At 65.3% G+C, this 15,960-nt stretch carries 18 protein-coding genes and 1 pseudogene; 11 read left to right on the top strand and 8 right to left on the bottom strand.

What is annotated here, in order from left to right; all coding sequences use genetic code 11:
• Positions 1-128: 128 nt before the first annotated feature.
• The 4 genes from ACOYYX_RS07205 (at position 129) to ACOYYX_RS07190 (ending at position 3,170) form a co-directional block, all read left to right on the top strand.
• Positions 129-1,133, top strand: coding sequence for a GlxA family transcriptional regulator (locus ACOYYX_RS07205; RefSeq protein WP_422929253.1), 1,005 nt, complete (start codon positions 129-131; stop codon positions 1,131-1,133).
• Positions 1,134-1,251: 118 nt separating this feature from the next.
• On the top strand, positions 1,252-1,875 hold the full coding sequence (locus ACOYYX_RS07200; RefSeq protein WP_422929252.1) for an HD domain-containing protein: 624 nt from the start codon (positions 1,252-1,254) through the stop codon (positions 1,873-1,875).
• A 90-nt stretch (positions 1,876-1,965) separates the two neighbouring features.
• Positions 1,966-2,457, top strand: a complete 492-nt coding sequence (locus ACOYYX_RS07195) for a DinB family protein (protein ID WP_422929251.1) — start codon at positions 1,966-1,968, stop codon at positions 2,455-2,457.
• A gap of 128 nt (positions 2,458-2,585) precedes the next feature.
• Positions 2,586-3,170: a carbonic anhydrase gene (locus tag ACOYYX_RS07190; RefSeq protein WP_422929250.1), complete on the top strand. Its 585-nt coding sequence runs from the start codon at positions 2,586-2,588 to the stop codon at positions 3,168-3,170.
• Positions 3,171-3,515: 345 nt separating this feature from the next.
• Here the strand turns inward: ACOYYX_RS07190 and ACOYYX_RS07185 are convergent, their stop codons facing one another.
• The gene (locus ACOYYX_RS07185) at positions 3,516-4,637 is read right to left on the bottom strand and encodes a histidine kinase (protein ID WP_422929249.1); all 1,122 of its coding nucleotides are present in this window, start codon (positions 4,635-4,637) and stop codon (positions 3,516-3,518) included.
• 96 nt (positions 4,638-4,733) lie between these two features.
• On the opposite strand from ACOYYX_RS07185, the pseudogene ACOYYX_RS07180 reads away from it, so the two are divergent.
• A pseudogene (locus ACOYYX_RS07180) lies at positions 4,734-5,865 on the top strand (IS701 family transposase); the annotation flags it as partial.
• Positions 5,866-6,500: 635 nt separating this feature from the next.
• Complete coding sequence (locus ACOYYX_RS07175; RefSeq protein WP_422929248.1) at positions 6,501-6,689, top strand: hypothetical protein; 189 nt, start codon at positions 6,501-6,503, stop codon at positions 6,687-6,689.
• Positions 6,690-6,899: 210 nt separating this feature from the next.
• Here ACOYYX_RS07175 and ACOYYX_RS07170 read toward each other — a convergent pair whose 3' ends face one another.
• On the bottom strand, positions 6,900-7,340 hold the full coding sequence (locus ACOYYX_RS07170; RefSeq protein ID WP_422929247.1) for a DUF4259 domain-containing protein: 441 nt from the start codon (positions 7,338-7,340) through the stop codon (positions 6,900-6,902).
• A 615-nt stretch (positions 7,341-7,955) separates the two neighbouring features.
• Here ACOYYX_RS07170 and ACOYYX_RS07165 point away from each other — a divergent pair.
• Together ACOYYX_RS07165 and ACOYYX_RS07160 are read left to right on the top strand one after the other, a co-directional pair.
• A complete protein-coding gene (locus ACOYYX_RS07165) occupies positions 7,956-9,011 on the top strand; it encodes an efflux RND transporter periplasmic adaptor subunit (protein WP_422929246.1) in 1,056 nt (351 codons plus the stop codon).
• Positions 9,012-9,158: 147 nt separating this feature from the next.
• The gene (locus tag ACOYYX_RS07160; protein WP_422929245.1) at positions 9,159-9,263 is read left to right on the top strand and encodes a hypothetical protein; all 105 of its coding nucleotides are present in this window, start codon (positions 9,159-9,161) and stop codon (positions 9,261-9,263) included.
• Between the two features lie 25 nt (positions 9,264-9,288).
• On the opposite strand, the gene ACOYYX_RS07155 is transcribed toward ACOYYX_RS07160, so the two are convergent.
• Both ACOYYX_RS07155 and ACOYYX_RS07150 read right to left on the bottom strand, forming a co-directional pair.
• A complete protein-coding gene (locus ACOYYX_RS07155) occupies positions 9,289-9,549 on the bottom strand; it encodes a hypothetical protein (protein ID WP_422929244.1) in 261 nt (86 codons plus the stop codon).
• 155 nt (positions 9,550-9,704) lie between these two features.
• A complete protein-coding gene (locus ACOYYX_RS07150) occupies positions 9,705-10,535 on the bottom strand; it encodes a J domain-containing protein (RefSeq protein WP_422929243.1) in 831 nt (276 codons plus the stop codon).
• Positions 10,536-10,687: 152 nt separating this feature from the next.
• Here ACOYYX_RS07150 and ACOYYX_RS07145 point away from each other — a divergent pair, with 152 nt between their 5' ends.
• Together ACOYYX_RS07145 and ACOYYX_RS07140 are read left to right on the top strand one after the other, a co-directional pair.
• The gene (locus tag ACOYYX_RS07145; protein WP_422929242.1) at positions 10,688-11,140 is read left to right on the top strand and encodes a hypothetical protein; all 453 of its coding nucleotides are present in this window, start codon (positions 10,688-10,690) and stop codon (positions 11,138-11,140) included.
• Between the two features lie 304 nt (positions 11,141-11,444).
• Positions 11,445-11,951, top strand: a complete 507-nt coding sequence (locus tag ACOYYX_RS07140) for a hypothetical protein (RefSeq protein WP_422929241.1) — start codon at positions 11,445-11,447, stop codon at positions 11,949-11,951.
• Between the two features lie 133 nt (positions 11,952-12,084).
• Here ACOYYX_RS07140 and ACOYYX_RS07135 read toward each other — a convergent pair whose 3' ends face one another.
• Together ACOYYX_RS07135 and ACOYYX_RS07130 are read right to left on the bottom strand one after the other, a co-directional pair.
• Positions 12,085-12,447, bottom strand: coding sequence for a hypothetical protein (locus ACOYYX_RS07135; protein WP_422929240.1), 363 nt, complete (start codon positions 12,445-12,447; stop codon positions 12,085-12,087).
• 76 nt (positions 12,448-12,523) lie between these two features.
• The gene (locus tag ACOYYX_RS07130; RefSeq protein ID WP_422929239.1) at positions 12,524-13,054 is read right to left on the bottom strand and encodes a hypothetical protein; all 531 of its coding nucleotides are present in this window, start codon (positions 13,052-13,054) and stop codon (positions 12,524-12,526) included.
• Between the two features lie 394 nt (positions 13,055-13,448).
• Between ACOYYX_RS07130 and ACOYYX_RS07125 the strand changes: the two genes are divergently transcribed.
• Positions 13,449-13,730 carry a hypothetical protein gene (locus ACOYYX_RS07125; protein WP_422929238.1) on the top strand — a complete coding sequence of 94 codons (282 nt, stop codon included), beginning with the start codon at positions 13,449-13,451 and terminating at the stop codon, positions 13,728-13,730.
• Between the two features lie 19 nt (positions 13,731-13,749).
• On the opposite strand, the gene ACOYYX_RS07120 is transcribed toward ACOYYX_RS07125, so the two are convergent.
• Positions 13,750-14,691 (bottom strand): DUF1559 domain-containing protein, encoded by a 942-nt coding sequence (locus ACOYYX_RS07120; RefSeq protein ID WP_422929237.1) that lies wholly within the window; start codon positions 14,689-14,691, stop codon positions 13,750-13,752.
• A 262-nt stretch (positions 14,692-14,953) separates the two neighbouring features.
• Positions 14,954-15,901, bottom strand: coding sequence for a DUF1559 domain-containing protein (locus tag ACOYYX_RS07115; protein ID WP_422929236.1), 948 nt, complete (start codon positions 15,899-15,901; stop codon positions 14,954-14,956).
• Positions 15,902-15,960: the final 59 nt, after the last annotated feature.

Below are 15,960 nucleotides of genomic sequence, written 5' to 3'. Positions count from 1 at the left end.
CGTACCTCGTTCGGGGACGGACCGGGAGCGAAGGTGCCGATTCATTCCACGGAGAGCCGGATACCGCACTCCAATCCGGAGTCGAAATCCAACCTTATCCGAACATGTTTCAACTCTAGCATGGCATCATGGCTAAGAAACCCGCCGCGCCGATCGCATCTCCAGGGCGTCGCAAGGTGGTGATGGCGGTCGTCGGGCAGCCCAAGCTTCTTGATATCGCCGGACCGCTCCAGGTATTCACCGATGCTCGACATGAGGATGGTCGAAACGCCTATGATGTGATCCTGGCATCCGAGGGAGGCGGTCCCGTCACCACCGACTCCGGGATCGTGTTGGCCTCCGAACGGCTTGAGGAGGCCTTGAACGGCGAGGTCGACACATTGCTCTTGACCGGCGGTGACTCCACATCGCTGCCGAAGCTCTCGAAAGCGATGCACGCGAGCCTGACCAGGTCGATCGGGCGGCCCCGCAGGCTGGGATCCATTTGCGTCGGCGCGTTCATGCTGGCAGATCTCGGGGTCCTGGATGGGCACGAGGCGACGACGCATTGGCAAGTCTGCGAACAGCTCCAACGCGAATTCCCGTCGGTGCGCGTCCGGCCCGATGCCATATTCATCGCCGAAGGGGGGATCTGGACGTCCGCCGGCATATCGGCCGGGATCGACATGGCCCTGGCCATGGTGGAGGATGATCTCGGTCACGCCGCGGCGCTGACTCTCGCCAGGTTCCTGGTCTTATTCCTGAAACGGCCCGGCGGCCAATCGCAGTTCAGCGTCGAGTTGAGGCGTCAGACGCAGGATGCCCGCGGACGATTCGACGACCTCCACTCCTGGATTCGCGAGAATCTCGACGACGATCTGTCCGTCTCCGCCCTGGCGTCCGTCGCACATATGAGCCCCCGCAACTTCGCCCGGGTCTATCAACGCGAGACCGGCGTGAGCCCCGCGGCTGCCGTCGAACGGATGAGAGTGGAAGCCGCCATACGATGGCTCGAGTCGACCTCCGAGACCATCCAACGCATCGCGCATCGGGCCGGCTTCGGGGATGATGAGCGGATGCGGCGAGCCTTCCTGAGGTCCTACGGCGTCTCCCCTCAAGATTATCGGAGCCGCTTCGGCCGACAGCCTCGTTGACCGCATACTTCGCGGCATCCCTGGCAGGATACGAGGGGATCTTGTCATTGCTGCCAAGCCGGGACGCTCCTACCATGTGTATGAGTGGGCCGGACGGGCATCTGGACAGGACATTCTCATGATCTCAAATATCAAGGCGCCGGATAGCAGCATCGCACGACGGGCCGAGGAGCTCGCGCGGGCCTATTCCAGCGACATGCTCTTCAACCATGTGATGCGTTGCTACTGGTTCGCCGAGCTCTTCGCGCAGAGGGAAGGTGCCGAGGTCGATCGCGAGATGATCTTCCTCTCCGCGGTGCTTCACGACCTGGGCCTGACCGCTCATGCCGGCGGGCCGCATCGCTTCGAAATCGAGGGGGCGGGCGCGGCTCGCGAGTTCCTGCTCGGGCAAGGCGTGCCGCCCGACCGGGCCCAGAAGGTCTGGGACAACATCGCATTGCACACCTGGGACATTAACTACTATAGGGACGATACCAGCCGCCTGATGCAGCTCGGCCTGGCGTACGACGTCGTGGGCGTCGCCGGCGCGAACCTGGACCCGGCCGACGTCTCGGAGGTGGTCCGTCGTTATCCGCGGCTCGACTTCAAACGCGGCTTCAACGAGATGCTCAATCATGAGGTTGACATCAAGCAGCCTTATCCCCACTTCTTCCACATCTGCACGCGTATCGCCCACAATCGGTCCCCGATCGCGATCGCCGACGCGCCGATCATACTGGGCACGGCCCCGTTCGATGAATGAACGGATCTCCTGCCGGCGTGGAGTCGGGGATCGTACCTGTGCCCGCTCGCGGGATTGCCGACCTATGGGTTCAACTCGAGGGATTCCGGGATGCTTGAACGTGAATGCACCCTCTATGCCTTCACCCTTCGATATTGTCGCCTCCTGATCGATGATGTACCCGACGTCGAACTCGCCGACCAGCCGATTGAAGGCGTGACTCACCCGGCATGGATACTCGGGCATCTGACAGTCGCCTCCAGCTTCGCCGTCACCCTGCTCGGCGGCACGCATGGATATCCCCCCTCCTGGCACCAACTATTCTGGCCGAGTTCGTCCGTCCTGGCCGATCGCCGGATTTACCCGAGCAAAGTGGAGCTCCTGGCGGCTGTCGAGGCGGGCTATCATCGCACGGTCGAAGCGGCCCGGCGAGCGACGCCGGATCTGCTCTCGCGACCCCAGCCCGGGCCATTTTACCTCGAAGACTTCCCGACCGTCGGGGACCTCGTCGCGCACCTGATGACGACCCACCCGAGCCTGCACCTCGGCCAACTCGCGTCATGGCGACGCATGAAGGGCCTGCCATCCGCCCTGGGGATCTGAGCGAGCCGCACGCCTCTCCGGCACTCGGGACGTGTTATGGGCTCCACGAATCCAACGCATCGATAGCGCCCCGATCCCCCCACGCAGCATCTTCGTCCCGGTTCAAGGTCGACCCTCGGAGTGAGACAATGGCGAACTTCAAGGAATATCAGTTCAGGACCCAGCCCTGGTTCAAACAGGACGAAATCCAGGGGTTTGTGCGTTCGGTCATCCCGATGAAGACCATCGTGATTTACTGCTTCGACCCTCGCGCGGCGGAGATCCCGAAAGCCGTCGCCGAACGCCTGGGGGACGAGGTCTACCCCGGCGAGAACATCCTCAACGACGCCGGCAACCGGGTCGGCTCCACGAGGACGCTGTTCACCGTGACCAACGCTGGCGGGCGGGCCATCTCCGCCCTGCAATCGATCTCGACGATGGAGTATCTCTTCAACCTTCAAAACGTCGTCGTGGTCCACCACTCGTTCTGCGGGGCGACGGGGTTCACCCCCGAAGTCCTGATCGACACCTTCCGGCATGACCACGGAAAGGACATATCGGCATTATACGACCATGAAAGCCTGTCGATCATGGACTACGACGCGTCGCTCAAGTATGACATCGAGCTGCTGCGCTCGAGCCCCGGGGTTCCGAAGCATGTCAAACTCTTCGGTTACTTCTACGATATCGATTCCGGAGAGCTGACGGAGGTCGTCAGGGATATCCCCGCGTAGGATATCGGCAGCCCGTCGAGCCTCTCCGGGAACGATTCGACAAGCCGGGATCTACGCCCGGCGATTGGCGAGATTTCAACGAACGGTTCGACCCGACCGGCCCCCGCGAGCGTCGGGAAAGGCTTCGGACCCGATGGCGACAGTCGCGTATCTGGCTAGGTTCATGTAGGGATATGGAGGACACGTCGACCCATTTGCGCCGTGACGGGAATCACGCTGCCCAATTCCGGGCAATCATCCACAGATAAGGCGTCCGCCTTTCCCTACAAACGCCAAGAGGAGGGCGCGACATCGCGTGATGGTCCTCGCAACGAACCCACGCGCCCCGTCCCGGGCTCCGCCGCGTCAGTCGAGCGGGATGCGGGCGCGGATGGTGGTGCCTTCGCCCTCGGCGGATTCGATGACGAGGTCGCCCCCGAGGAGGGCGACGCGATCGCGCATGCCGATCAGGCCGAGGGGCCGGGCTCGGCCGGGGGGATGATCGGCGACGCCGTCAGGGTCGAAGCCTCGGCCATCGTCCTCGATCAGGGCGGTCAGGACCTCCGCGCCGTGATCGAGGATCACGCAGACGTGTCGCGCCTCGGCGTGCCTGGCGACGTTGTTGAGGGATTCCTGGACGATCCGATAGGTCATCGTCTCGACGTCGGGCGATAGCGGGTCGTCGGTGCCGATGATGCGGAAGGTCGCTTCGACGCCCGTGCGTTCCGACCAGCCCGCGATATAAGACCGGAGCGCAGGATAGAGGCCGAAGTCGTCCAGCGAGGGGGGCCTCAGCTCGGTCACCAGGGATCGCGCCTCGCGGCCGATCCTCGAGGCGATCTCCTCGAGCCGTCCGACGCTCACCCAGGGCGTCGAGCCGCGCGGCAACTCCTCCCTCAAATTCCCGAGCCCGAGCATCAGGGCCGTCAGCTCCTGGCCGAGGCCATCGTGCAGGTCGCGGGCGATCCGACGCCGCTCCCCCTCCTGAGCATTGACCAGCCTGCGGAGCAGGTCGTGGCGATTGTCGATCGGTTCGTGGAGAACCCCATCGTCGGAAGTCCGGCCGGCCGTGTGCGGGGTGTTGCGCCATTCGAGGCCATCGCAAGGAAGCCCGGGCTCGTCTCCCGAGCGCTCGCGGGGCGGCAGCTCGCGGGCGGCCTTGACGTAGGCGACCGAGGCCCCCTCCCCCACCCACGTCAGGACGCCCGACGCGTAGAACCGCAAGCCGTCCTTGCGCTGGTGCCAGCGCTCGCCCTCGGCCCGGCCTTCATGCCTGGCCCGGCTCGCCTCGTCGGACGGAGCCCCCGCCTCGCGATCCTCGGGGGTGAAGAGGATCTCGTAGCGCCGGCCCAGGATCTCCGACTCCTCGTATCCGAACATGTCCCGGGCTGCGGGGCTCCAGCGGTTGACGCATAAGTCGATATCCATACAGACGATCGCGGAGTCGGTCGCTTGCTCCAGAAGCAGCCGCAGCAGATTTTCGCCCATGCGCACAACGGCTTCCCCCCCTCTTTACCCTCGCCTAATACTACAGTTGTATTTGAAAGCCTGGCCCCGTAGGATGTTGCGCACGGAGGCCGAGCTATGCAAGCACAACCTGCGGCCGTGGACATCCGCGGCTGGGCCCGCGAGATGGACTCCATCGGCGGGCGCCTGGCCCGCTTCTTCCCCCGTTCCGAGCCCCGTCGCCGCGCCATCGCGTATCTCCGGGGGCTCCTCTCCGACGCCCGGCGCAAGAACGGCTGGCAGCTCGCCGAGGAGGCCGGCGACGAGTCCCCCTATGGCGTCCAGCACCTCCTCGGCCGCGCCGACTGGGACGCCGACCGCGTCCGCGACGACCTGGTCGCCTACGCCCGGGAACATCTGGCCGACCCCCGGGGCGTGCTGATCGTCGACGAGACCGGCTTCCTCAAGAAGGGCACGAAATCCGCGGGCGTGCAGCGGCAGTATTCCGGCACCGCCGGCCGGATCGAGAACTGCCAGATCGGGGTCTTCCTGGCCTTCGCCGGCCGCCGAGGGCAGGCGGCTCATCGACCGCGAGTTGTACCTGCCGAAGGAGTGGGCCGACGACCCCGACCGCCGCAAGGCGGCCCACATCCCGCCCGAGGAGGGATTCGCCACCAAGCCGCGGCTGGCCGAGCGGATGCTCGAGCGGGCGCGGCGGGCCGGGGTGGTGGCGGCCTGGGTGACCGGCGACGCGGTCTACGGCGGCGACGTACGCCTCCGTCGGGCGTTGGAGGCGGCCGGCCAGCCGTACGTGCTGGCGGTCAGGAGCGACCTGAGGCTCTACGACGGCCGGACTCGAGATCGGGTCGACGCGATCGCCGACCGGCTGCCGGCCCGCGCGTGGCGCCGGGCGAGCGCCGGGGTCGGGTCGAAGGGGCCGCGGTGGTACGACTGGGCGGCCGAGCCGTTCGGCGAGGTCGACGGCCGGGGTTGGCAGCTCCGGCTGCTGGTCCGCAGGAGCCGCGACCGGCCGGAGGAGCGGGCCTACTACCTGTGCCGCGGGCCGGCGGGCACGCCGAGGGCGGAGCTGGCCCGGGTCGCGGGCTCGAGGTGGGCGGTGGAGGAGTGCTTCGAGCGGGCCAAGGGGGATTGCGGGCTGGCCGACTACGAGGTGCGGTCGTGGCCCGGCTGGCATCGGCATGTGACGCTGTCGATGTTCGCGCTGGCGATGCTGGCGGTGATCCGGTCGCGGTCGTCGGCCCGGCCGTCGCCGCGCGAAAGGGGGCCCGCGGCTGATCCCGCTGACGGTGCCCGAGGTCAGGATCCTCCTGCTCCGGGTGGTGTGGGGCCGGCTGGAACCGGCCGAGCGTGCGCTGGCGTGGTCGGACTGGCGGAGGGCACACCAGCAGCACGCCAAGGAGTGTCACTACAGGAAACGCGGGGCGCGACCTCCTTGATTAAATACAACTGTAGTACTAAGAAGGGTTTGGGACGGTTACGAACGACGTGACTTGTTCGTGATGTCCATCCAGATCGAGATCGCAACCGACGCGATCGCCTGCAACTTACGCAATTCCCAAGCCGGAGCCAATAGAAGTTAGACATCGCTCCGAACTCAACCTTGCCGGGCGAAACCCGACCCTCTCAAGCACGACGGCCCCGACAAACGTGAGGGAGAATCGCGCACGACTGGCTCCGCACATCACGCCCTCGGCTCGCATGAGGAGTGAGTCCGATGCAGGCCATCCAAGCTCGTCCGGGCTCTTTTATCCGGCAACGACGACACACCGGCGTCCCTTTCCCCCCTGGCCGGCGTAGCTAAGATAGGATAACTTCTCGTCACGATGGTGACGAAGCACCGCGAAGGCAGCGCCTCCCATGCTCGATGCAAGACGAACGGTTATGGTGGCGCACTCGCAAGCCAAGGCGCAGTGGAATCCGGCCGCCGATGGCGACGGAAACTCCGAAGGCCATTGGGCCATCTATCGATCCGGCGAGGCCGGCGACGTCCTCTTCGGCAAGGGCCCGACCGAGCAGGACGCCTGGGCCGACGCCGCCGAGAAGATCCTGAACGACTCGGTGCTCAGGCGTTGACCCCGCCTTAATCCGATCCCTAAAGATGCGGCGCGGGCCCCTGCCTCGCCGGGCCGTTGAGGCGAGGACCGGGAGCAGCGGCCCCGGTTCGGGCGGCGTTCGGAGGCCTCGACGTGTGCGGCTCGCCGAAGCGATCTTGCAATCCCCGGCGGGTCGTCCTCAGGTCGGCGAGTTGCCGGAGCGGCAAAATCATGGGCATCCGGAGGGGCTTCATCCGAAGTCATTCTTCAAGTCCGCCTGGGCGAGCATCCTCCGCCTGAGGTCCTCGACCGCCGCGAGCCATTTGTCCGCGTCGACATCCTCCCACATCTCACGCAGTTCCGAATCGTCCCCGATGATGCGGTCGATCGCGGCCGACGCACGTTGCAAGAGGCTTGCCGAGGGGATGAGCCGATCCTTGTGCGCGGCGGCCCACCGATCGACCTTCTCGGTGAACGCGTTCGTGTAGCCGGGATTCCCCCTGAGCCGAGCCAGGAGCTCGCATGCCGCCAGCGCCTCGACCGCGAAGTCGGAGTCGAGGTCATCCTCCCCCCTGGCGACGACCTCATCCAGCGCCGATTCCACGAGCGAGAGGTCGTTGATCTCATCGAGCCGGTACGCCCAATCGTTGGCCGAGTCGTTATCGAAGGCCAGGACACCCCATGTACCCATCGGAACTCCCGCTCCATCGTAGTGAGTCTTGGCGGATCCGCTTGCTGCGCCTCAGCTTCGACGCCGCCGTCGCGCGATTCTGCGGTTGGCGGGGCGCGACATCGTTCGGCCCAAGCACGCCCCTCATCATCCTCGCCCGCCCGACTTACGAAATCTCCCGACGACGGGGCCATCATATCAGAAACCGCCTTCACTATGCAGCGCCGTCCATCTTCGAGTCCAGACGCCGGCAACGCGGCATGAATGATGTTGATCCCCTTGTCATTCGCGGGCCGCTCGGGGATGATCGATTCGATGAGTCGCGAAACCCGATTCATGTAGAAATGCCGCGAGGAACCCCGGCCGGGAATGCGAACGGCGGAAGCCCGTCGGCCTACCTGAGTTGGGTTCGCGAGCCTCGACGAAGCCGACGCCTCGACCACCTCCCCTCCGTCGAGGCCCCGGACCTGCGGGCGTCGTCCAGCGGCCGTCGGACGGAGTCCGGGCGGCGCGTTGCCGAAGAACGAGAGCCGGAGGGCCGGCGATTCGTCGGTGTGATCGGGATAGGTCGAAACCTTCAAGGATGCTGAAGGTGGACTTACGGGTGGATCGAGCCGTACATAAGGGGGAGATGCGATGAAAGCCTCATGGTGCCGGATGCTCGTCATCCTGTGGAGCCCTCTCGGCCTGGCGTGCGAGGCATTCGGGCAGGCACCCGAGGGCAAGGTGCCCAGGGTCTCCGTCGCCACCGTCCAGCCGGGGTCGACCACCGTCGTCCAGCGATATAACGGGCATGTCCAATCGCAGCGGCGCATCGAGGTCCGGGCCCGCGCGGACGGATATGTCAGGGTGATCTCCGTCAAGGAGGGTCAACCGGTCAAGGAGGGGGACCTGTTGTTCGGCTTCAATCCGGTCCTCGAGCAGGCGATGCTCGACTCCAGGAAGGCGGACGTCCAATACGCGCGGTTGCAGTACGACATGACCCAGAAGCTGGTCGAGAGGAAGACGGTCTCGAACGACGAGTTGCAACTACTCGCGGCGAGGCTGGCGAAAGCGACGGCCGATGCGAAGGCGGCGAGCGTCGAGCTGGACTTCGCCCAGTACAAGGCGCCTTTCAGCGGCCTGGTCGGCCGGATGCAACGCCAGCAGGGGAGTTTCGTCCTGAAAGGGGAGACGCTGACGACGTTGTCCGACAACAGCCTCGTCCGCGTCTACTTCAACGTGGCCGAGAAGCCTTATCTCGATTACATGGCCAATCCCCATAAGGAAGATCTGTCGATCGAGCTGACCTTGTCGGACGGCAACAAGTATCCGCACCTCGGCAAGATCGGCGCGATCGACGCCGACTTCGATGCCAAGGCCGCCGGCATCGCCTTCCGCGCGGACTTCCCCAACCCGGAAGGTCTGCTGCGCCACGGGCAATCCTGCTCGGTGTCAATCAGCCAGGCCATGAAGGACGTCATCCTCATCCCCCAGAGGGCGACCTTCGAGCGTTACCCCCGGCCGTACGTCTTCGTCGTCGACAAGGACCACGTCGCGCATCGTCGCCAGGTCGAGGTCGAGGCGGAGACGGGAGACAGCTTCGTCGTCAAGGGCGGCCTCCAGGCGGGCGACACGATCATCGTGGATGGGATCAGGAAGGTCGAGGATGGCAACAAGGTCGAGATCGACGAACCGGAGCCCAGGAAGTAAGCCCCGCCGGGTCAATCAGGCTTCGGCCGCGTGGGCGTCCTCGAATCGATTTATGATGGTCCATCGGAGGAGGAATCGCGTGATCATTTCTTCGCGGACCCCCGAAAGGCAGCCCTATCGCTCGGCCACGCCGAACTGATCCTCGAAATGGAGGAGGAGTTCGGCGTGGCCATCCCCGATGAGGTCGCGGCGAGGATCGAAACCGTGGCGGATGCCATTCGCTACATCGTCAGGCAACGCCGAGCCGCCTGACGCTGTGCCGCGGCACCATCCTCGCTCAATCCGCACCGAGATCGTCCACGAAGCGGCATTCCGGGTGGATACGCTCGTAGTCGACGCCGAGCGAATTGGACACGATCCTCCTCACCTTCAGGGCGATCTCTGGATTCGTCCCGGGGGCGCAACGCGCGAGGAACTCCTCGTCCGAGATCGGCGGGAACTTCACCTCGAACGCGACGCGTTCGCGCCTCATCGCGATCGCGACGAGAATCCCGACACTCAAAATCATGACGATGGACAGGACGAGTTGATATGTCATGAATTTCTCCTCGTGCGAGCCGAGCCTCCAAGGGCCGCGAATCGAAGGTCGACTCGGACGGCTCAGGTTCGAGCTTAAAATTCAGCCGCAACGCGTGCAACGGGCCCGGCACGATCCTTCCAAATCGACGTCGGAGCCCCTCGATTCGGTGAGCGTCAACGCTCGCCGAAGAAGGCGAGGCCCGCGCGGTAGGCCTGCTCGATGATCCGGAACTGCGCGGGGTCTCCGCCGACGTCCGGGTGCGAGAGCCTGGCGAGGCGCCGGTACGCGGCCTTGATCGACTCCTTCGAGCACGGGAACCGCACGCCGAGGTCGGCGCACCAGGGGTTCCTCGCGGTGAGGTCCGCCTCGATGTCGCGGATGCCGTCGTCCTCGGTCGCATAAAAGGTCAGCTCGCGATGGGTCCGCCCGGTGCGGAACCGCCCTTCGGCCCTCAGGGTGGTGCGGTCGACGTTCACCGTGCGGACCTTCGACGCCTCGGACCCGGCCTCCTCGCGAGCGGCCCACTCCTCCTCGCGGAACGGCTCGAACTCGACGAGGATCTTGCGGGGGTTCTGCCGGACGATCCGATGCCTGGCCACCACGACCTCGCCCGGCTGCGTGCTCTCGGATGCCGAGTACAGGAACGCGAGCCTCGCCGGCGCGGGCCCCTTCCTGCCTGAGCCGATCTGCCGGCTCAGGCGACTTTTGGGCCGGGCCGGGGCGGTCGGCTCCCCATCGTCCGAGGGCTCCTGCCGGTTCCTGGCCGACGAGGATCCCCCCTTCTTGTAGGCAGAGGCCCACTTCGTCGGCAGGCGTTTCGCGGCGGGGCCGAGCGTCTCGAGGGCCTTCTTCTCGGCCTCGGCGGCGTTCTTCGCGAACCCCGTCTTCAAGGCGGGCGCGAGGTCCTTGGCGTCGGCCTCGCTCTCCCAGGCGACCCACATCCAGCGCCCGATCCCGGCCGAGCAGCAGGCGAACACCGAGTCTTCCGCGGCCTTCTCGTCCATCACCGTCTCGATACCCCTGGAGGATGATTCGTCGCCGATCTATTTTAAGGATTTCGACGAAACTCGCCGAGAGGTGATGGGGGGTATCCGTCGAATCGCGGACGAACGGGCGTGTCGTTCGTGCATTTCTCCCCGGCCGAGCGGAGGTTGTGATGGATCCGGCTGTGCTCGAGCTCTTGGAAGCGTCGGACGACCCGGTTCACGACGAGGGGGATCCGACCCTCGACTGGCCCGCGATCCACGCCGGCGTCGCCGACCTCCTGCCGGAGTTGGAGCGTGTCGCGGGGCGGGCATTCGCCCAGGATCTCTACGTCCAGGACGCCAGCTTCTTCACCGAGCTGGCCATCCAGCGACCGGGGCAGGAGCCGAACTGGATCGACACGGTCTTCGCGATCCGGTTCTCGGGGTTCGGGCTACTCTTCACCACCTGGAGCCTTTGCGAGGTCGAACAGCTTCCGCCCGAGGTCGTCGAGGAACTGGTGGCGACGGTCTCGCGTCGCGGGTTCCGCTACATCCCGCCGGCCGACCTCGACGCTCCCTACACGGGCCGGCACCCCGGTTTCGCGGGCTCGACCTGGTGGTTCCGGTTCTTCGACTACGTCTAGCGCCCGCGCCTGGCACTGCAGCCCCGATTGAAACGATCGGGGGTCGCGCAAGCAACCCGAAGCCCGAAGCGATCGCCAATTCATCCGCGGCGCAAGGAGGACTCCTGCGCCCAGGTCGACAATCCTGGCAAAGCTGAAAATCTAGGAGGAATAGGCAAAATGCGTTGCCGGTATCATCCAGGATCGCTAAATTAGTTTGTGAACGACATCAGGGTCGAAGGCTCCATGGGCCTGAGGAGGCCGGGCCGTTCGGTCCACGGCTGGCCCGGCCGTCGATCCTCGGGCGCCCTTGAGACATGCCCCGATGAAGACGAAGCCCAGCCTCGAGGTCCTGGAAGGACGCGGCCTGCTTTCGACGATGGCGCCGGCCCTGACGGGGGCCACCCTCTTCGGCAACACCGACCAGCTCGCAACCTACGGCAGGTCGGCCGTCCGCCAGTCGCAGGACTCGCAGTTCTTCGTCGGGCCGCGCAACTTCGGGCTCGCGGGGGGCGGGCACCTCCTGGCGAAGCTGACGGTCAAGCAGCTCATCGCCGAGTCCGCCGCGACCGGGCAGCCCTCGTCGACCACGCTGACGATCGGCAACCCCGTGGCGATCTCCTACGGCGCCACTCCCACGGTGATCGGCATCACCTTCACGCCGGGCGACGTCGCGTCGACGTCCGGCAAGAATCCCTCGCTCACCGTCTCCTACGAATCCGGCCCGAGCTATCCCTACGTCGGCCGATCCGTCACCTACACCTACAGCGCCCCGCACGCCAGCGGCCCGGTCCCGAGCCCTGTCATCCACATCGGCAAGACCTTCAGCTAAGGCCAAAGCGTCGAGGTCGCGAGGGGGAGCCGGTCGGGTCAACCGGCGACTCCCGCGGCCCGGCCCCTACGATCGGAATTCCGTCCGGACCGATCGAGCCTTCGACCGAGTCTGCGTGCCAGGAGGGGCAGCTTCACTTCGCGTCCGTCTCGTTCGTGGTCGAAGCCGAGGCCGGCTGCCGTCTCAGGGAGAGATCCCAGCCGATCGTCCCGACGTCGTCGGGATCATTCGGCCTCTTCCAGCCGGACTTCGAGGGGCCTTGGTCATCCAGGTGGTTAGGTCCCGGGGAGTAGACGAGTAATTGCCCCTCGCGATGTTCGAAGTGGAACGCTTGAAGGGCATAGAGATCCACCTGTGGTTTCGCGAGGAACCGAGGATCGATCGCGTCGAGCGAGTTCGGCCAGTGCCCCGTCTTGCGGCGATGGCGTTCGGCCGCCAGGAGGATCTCCGTCGTCCCCAGGTCGCACCGATATCGAACGCACTTATCGGCAATCATGGAGACATCGGGCAAGAGCATCGCCGGTATATTCGGATAGAAGCACATATACCATGCATTCTTGATTCGATTAGCATTATCCTGCCAGGCCCTCAATCGCGGGAGCCACTCGGTGTCCGGGCCTCGCGCGATGGCGACGAGTTCGTTCGTCCGGGACCCGACGCCGACTCCCGGTCAGGTCGTCGAAGCGCCAGGAGGGATCGTCGCGGTTGGCCTCGGAGATCGCGGCGGCGATCCGACGATCGGCCTCTCGACCGAGGTAGTATCCGAACCCCAATGCGGCGAGAGCCATTCCGATCGCGGGGACCAGGACCCACCCGATCAGGAGCCGGCGTGCGAAGCGACGTCTGGCGACTTCCTCAGGCTTCAACCATTGCCGTCGCAGCCGTTCAAGCGAGGCCCTCGTCTGTACCCAGGCCCGTCCGAGACGACTATCCGGCCAACGTCGACCGCCGAACGAGAGGATGAATCCCGACGCAGCGCCGAGGATCAGCGCGATGACCGCCGCGAACACATCCGATCGGAAGATCCCTACGATCATCGAATGGACCCAGAAGCCACGGCCGGCACCCAGGCCCACGAACGTCGGCAACCCAAACAAGCACATGGACGCGATCGTAATCCCACACAACATGTAGGACACATATTTCAGTCCGATTTTCGCCCCGAGCCAGGTCGCTCGCCCCACGCTCAGATTTTGGGGAGTTTCGAGATCAGGCGACCCCGCAGGCTCCATCGCTTCGCCCAGGTCCGAGACGGTTGGCTCGCGATGGGCGTCGTCGGCATCCATAGCACTTAAACCCCGGCCAATCTTTTCTTAACGGTCCTACGCTTGCTTCGATTTTGAACACTTTAGCATCAACGCTCTTGAGTTCCCATGTCATCTTGTGACGTAGACGCCCTCAACCGGCGCGAACCCGCTTGACATATCGCGATCCGGCGTCCGGGCGGATATGCTCAAGAGAATATCCGCTCGGGCAAACGAAGTGGAGGCTCAACTCATGGCCGGTGATACCTGGGCTGGTCCCCTCGCGATATTCGCGGCGATGGCCGTGGGCGCGGTCCTCATCGCGTTGGCGGCGACGAATCTCATCTTCCTCTGTCATCAGGGCCTCGAGTGGCTGACGAGGGCATGCCAGGGGATGTCGGAGGCCACGAGCGAGGAGACCGGCTCGGAGATGCTGCCCATCATCTGGGATCGCGAGATGGATGCGGTCGCGATGCTGACACCCGGCTCCGACCTCCCGAGGGCCGACGACGGCGGGGCTTCGGGCTGGAGATAGGACGAGGCGGCCGAGGCGCTCAATAGCCGTCGGGATCGACGTTCGCGCCGCCCGCGCGAGTCGCGATCTGGCTGAAAACCTTGGGGTCGATGCTCGTCTTGAAGAATCTCACGGAGCCGTCGGCGAAGGCGAAATTGCCGCCTCCGGGGTGCTGACTTGAGTAGATGCCGGCATCCTTGGACTTGGGCGTATGGATGCGGCCTCCCTTCGAGTCGGGCCCCGAGAATCCGAGCACCATCACGTTCGAGGGGCGACAATCTCGCTTCGAAGGTGAGCCCGTCCCGGTGCAGATGAGGCCCGCGGGGATGGCACCCACCCACGTTGTGTCGGGGACAGGCGAGGTGCGTTCGCCAAGCATCAGCGTCCTGTCGATGCCGTCCTTGATGTCATCGAAGCGAATCCGGCTGTTGCGAAAGAAGAGGCCGTTGTTGTCGCCCGGCGACGTCGCGGGGTCGAGCTGCCCGGCCGAGGCGACGTAACTGCCGGGAGAAACGTCCGAGGCGAGCGAGCGCCCCGAGGTGTCGACGATTTCCGCCCGATTCGCGGCATTCCGATCGCTGGGGCACAGATAAGACAGCATCCTGGCCTCACGGACGGTCGACGAGCCGGGGTCGGTGATGGGCAGGCTCAGGTTCCAGGCGTGGAAGAGTTCCGGCTGATTCATTTGGCTCAGGATCAGGGCTCCCCAACCCCAGCCGGGGCCGAGTTCCTCCGACGTTTGCATGTCGCCTCTCGTTCGGCTCACGTAGCCCGGCGGCAGGCTGCCGTGGACCTGATGATAGGCGTGTATCGCAAGGCCGATCTGCCTGAGGTTGGCCACGCATTGGGACCGTCGCGCAGCCTCGCCGCTCGTCCTCACCGCGGGCAGCAACAACATGATCAATAGTGCGATGATCGCGATGATGACCATCAACTCGATGAGCGTGAGGCCAGGACGATGGCTCGCCGATATGCGCGGCATGATGGGGTTCTTGCTCCGACGTGACTTGTCGCGAAAGGAATCGTCCGGGGAGACTTCGGTTCATCTCAGGATCGCACCAATCTGCCTCGAATCCCTCGCACAAGACCAATCCTACCACAACTGTAGGGGCCAGGCAATTCCTGTAGAATCGCTTCACTGGGAGAAAAAATGGGCCGGCGAAGCCGCCGGCGGGATCATTGCCGGGGGCTTCGGGGAGAACTATGGCCGACGCCCGGCACGTCAGCAGCAGGATATACCTCGATCAATACTGGTCGGAGCTGATGACCTCGCCGCCGGCGCGGGTCGAGAGGTAGCTGAAGATTTGCGGATTCACGCTCTCCTTGATGAATCGGACGGAGCCGTCGCAAAAAAGGAAGTTGGCGCCGCCGGGGTGGAGGCTCCAGAAGTCGTCGGCGCCGGCACCCTTGTAATTGGGCGTGTCGACCCAGGTGCCGGTCGGGTCGGGGCCCGTGTGGCCGAGGACCATCGCGCACGAGGGCTCGCACTCGGTCGTCGGCCGGAAGGTCGGCCTGGTGCAGAACCGGCCGGAGGGGAGCGCGCCCAGCCAGGTGGCGTCGGCGACGTTCCGCGAGCGCTCGCCGGCCATCAAGGTCTGGCTCGAGCCGTCGCGGATATCGCGCAGGCCGACCCGGCTGTTTCGGAAGAAGAGGCCGTTGTTATCGGCCGGCGAGTCGCCGACCTCGAACTGCCCCGCGCAGGCGATGTACTGGCTCGGAGAGAGGTCGCTCGCGAGCGAGGCCCCAGAGTCGTCGAGCACCGAGACCGGCCCGCTGCCGACGGAACTCGGGCAGAGGTACGCCGAGAGCCCGGTGGTGCGGACCGTCCTCGAGCCGGGGTCGGTGATCGCGAGGCTGAAGTTCAAACCCTGATAGAGCGGGGCCTGTTCGAGGCGGTCGAGGATCATCGCCCCCCAGGCCCAGCCGGGGCCGAGCTCGGGGGCCGTCGACGCGGTGCCCTGCAGCCGGCTCACGTAGCCGGGGGGGAAGGTGTCGACCGCCGAGTGATAGTTGTGCATCGCCAGGCCGATCTGCTTCAGGTTGTTCGTGCACTGGGCACGCCTGGCCGCCTCGCGGGCCGCCTGCACCGCGGGGAGGAGCAAGGCGATCAGGGCGGCGATGATGGCGATGACCACGAGCAATTCGATGAGCGTGAAGCCGCCCTGTCGACGCGCGGACTTGAATCGACGCATTACGATGAATCTCCGGTTCTGATGGATTCGGCTCGATGGATGCGCAGCCCGATCGGCGG

This window comes from Singulisphaera chitinilytica (genome assembly GCF_049331405.1).
In the GTDB taxonomy this organism is placed as follows: domain Bacteria; phylum Planctomycetota; class Planctomycetia; order Isosphaerales; family Isosphaeraceae; genus PoT.
This window is presented reverse-complemented; position numbering and strand designations above follow the sequence as displayed.

What these genes read in the sequence shown, in the direction of transcription:
- ACOYYX_RS07205 (WP_422929253.1), top strand. Translation starts at nt 129, where the DNA reads ATGGCTAAGAAACCCGCCGCGCCGATCGCATCTCCAGGGCGTCGCAAG.
- ACOYYX_RS07200 (WP_422929252.1), top strand. Translation starts at nt 1,252, where the DNA reads ATGATCTCAAATATCAAGGCGCCGGATAGCAGCATCGCACGACGGGCC.
- ACOYYX_RS07195 (WP_422929251.1), top strand. Translation starts at nt 1,966, where the DNA reads ATGCTTGAACGTGAATGCACCCTCTATGCCTTCACCCTTCGATATTGT.
- ACOYYX_RS07190 (WP_422929250.1), top strand. Translation starts at nt 2,586, where the DNA reads ATGGCGAACTTCAAGGAATATCAGTTCAGGACCCAGCCCTGGTTCAAA.
- ACOYYX_RS07185 (WP_422929249.1), bottom strand. Translation starts at nt 4,637, where the DNA reads ATGGGCGAAAATCTGCTGCGGCTGCTTCTGGAGCAAGCGACCGACTCC.
- ACOYYX_RS07170 (WP_422929247.1), bottom strand. Translation starts at nt 7,340, where the DNA reads ATGGGTACATGGGGTGTCCTGGCCTTCGATAACGACTCGGCCAACGAT.
- ACOYYX_RS07165 (WP_422929246.1), top strand. Translation starts at nt 7,956, where the DNA reads ATGAAAGCCTCATGGTGCCGGATGCTCGTCATCCTGTGGAGCCCTCTC.
- ACOYYX_RS07160 (WP_422929245.1), top strand. Translation starts at nt 9,159, where the DNA reads ATGGAGGAGGAGTTCGGCGTGGCCATCCCCGATGAGGTCGCGGCGAGG.
- ACOYYX_RS07155 (WP_422929244.1), bottom strand. Translation starts at nt 9,549, where the DNA reads ATGACATATCAACTCGTCCTGTCCATCGTCATGATTTTGAGTGTCGGG.
- ACOYYX_RS07150 (WP_422929243.1), bottom strand. Translation starts at nt 10,535, where the DNA reads ATGGACGAGAAGGCCGCGGAAGACTCGGTGTTCGCCTGCTGCTCGGCC.
- ACOYYX_RS07145 (WP_422929242.1), top strand. Translation starts at nt 10,688, where the DNA reads ATGGATCCGGCTGTGCTCGAGCTCTTGGAAGCGTCGGACGACCCGGTT.
- ACOYYX_RS07140 (WP_422929241.1), top strand. Translation starts at nt 11,445, where the DNA reads ATGAAGACGAAGCCCAGCCTCGAGGTCCTGGAAGGACGCGGCCTGCTT.
- ACOYYX_RS07135 (WP_422929240.1), bottom strand. Translation starts at nt 12,447, where the DNA reads ATGATTGCCGATAAGTGCGTTCGATATCGGTGCGACCTGGGGACGACG.
- ACOYYX_RS07130 (WP_422929239.1), bottom strand. Translation starts at nt 13,054, where the DNA reads ATGTGCTTGTTTGGGTTGCCGACGTTCGTGGGCCTGGGTGCCGGCCGT.
- ACOYYX_RS07125 (WP_422929238.1), top strand. Translation starts at nt 13,449, where the DNA reads ATGGCCGGTGATACCTGGGCTGGTCCCCTCGCGATATTCGCGGCGATG.
- ACOYYX_RS07120 (WP_422929237.1), bottom strand. Translation starts at nt 14,691, where the DNA reads ATGCCGCGCATATCGGCGAGCCATCGTCCTGGCCTCACGCTCATCGAG.
- ACOYYX_RS07115 (WP_422929236.1), bottom strand. Translation starts at nt 15,901, where the DNA reads ATGCGTCGATTCAAGTCCGCGCGTCGACAGGGCGGCTTCACGCTCATC.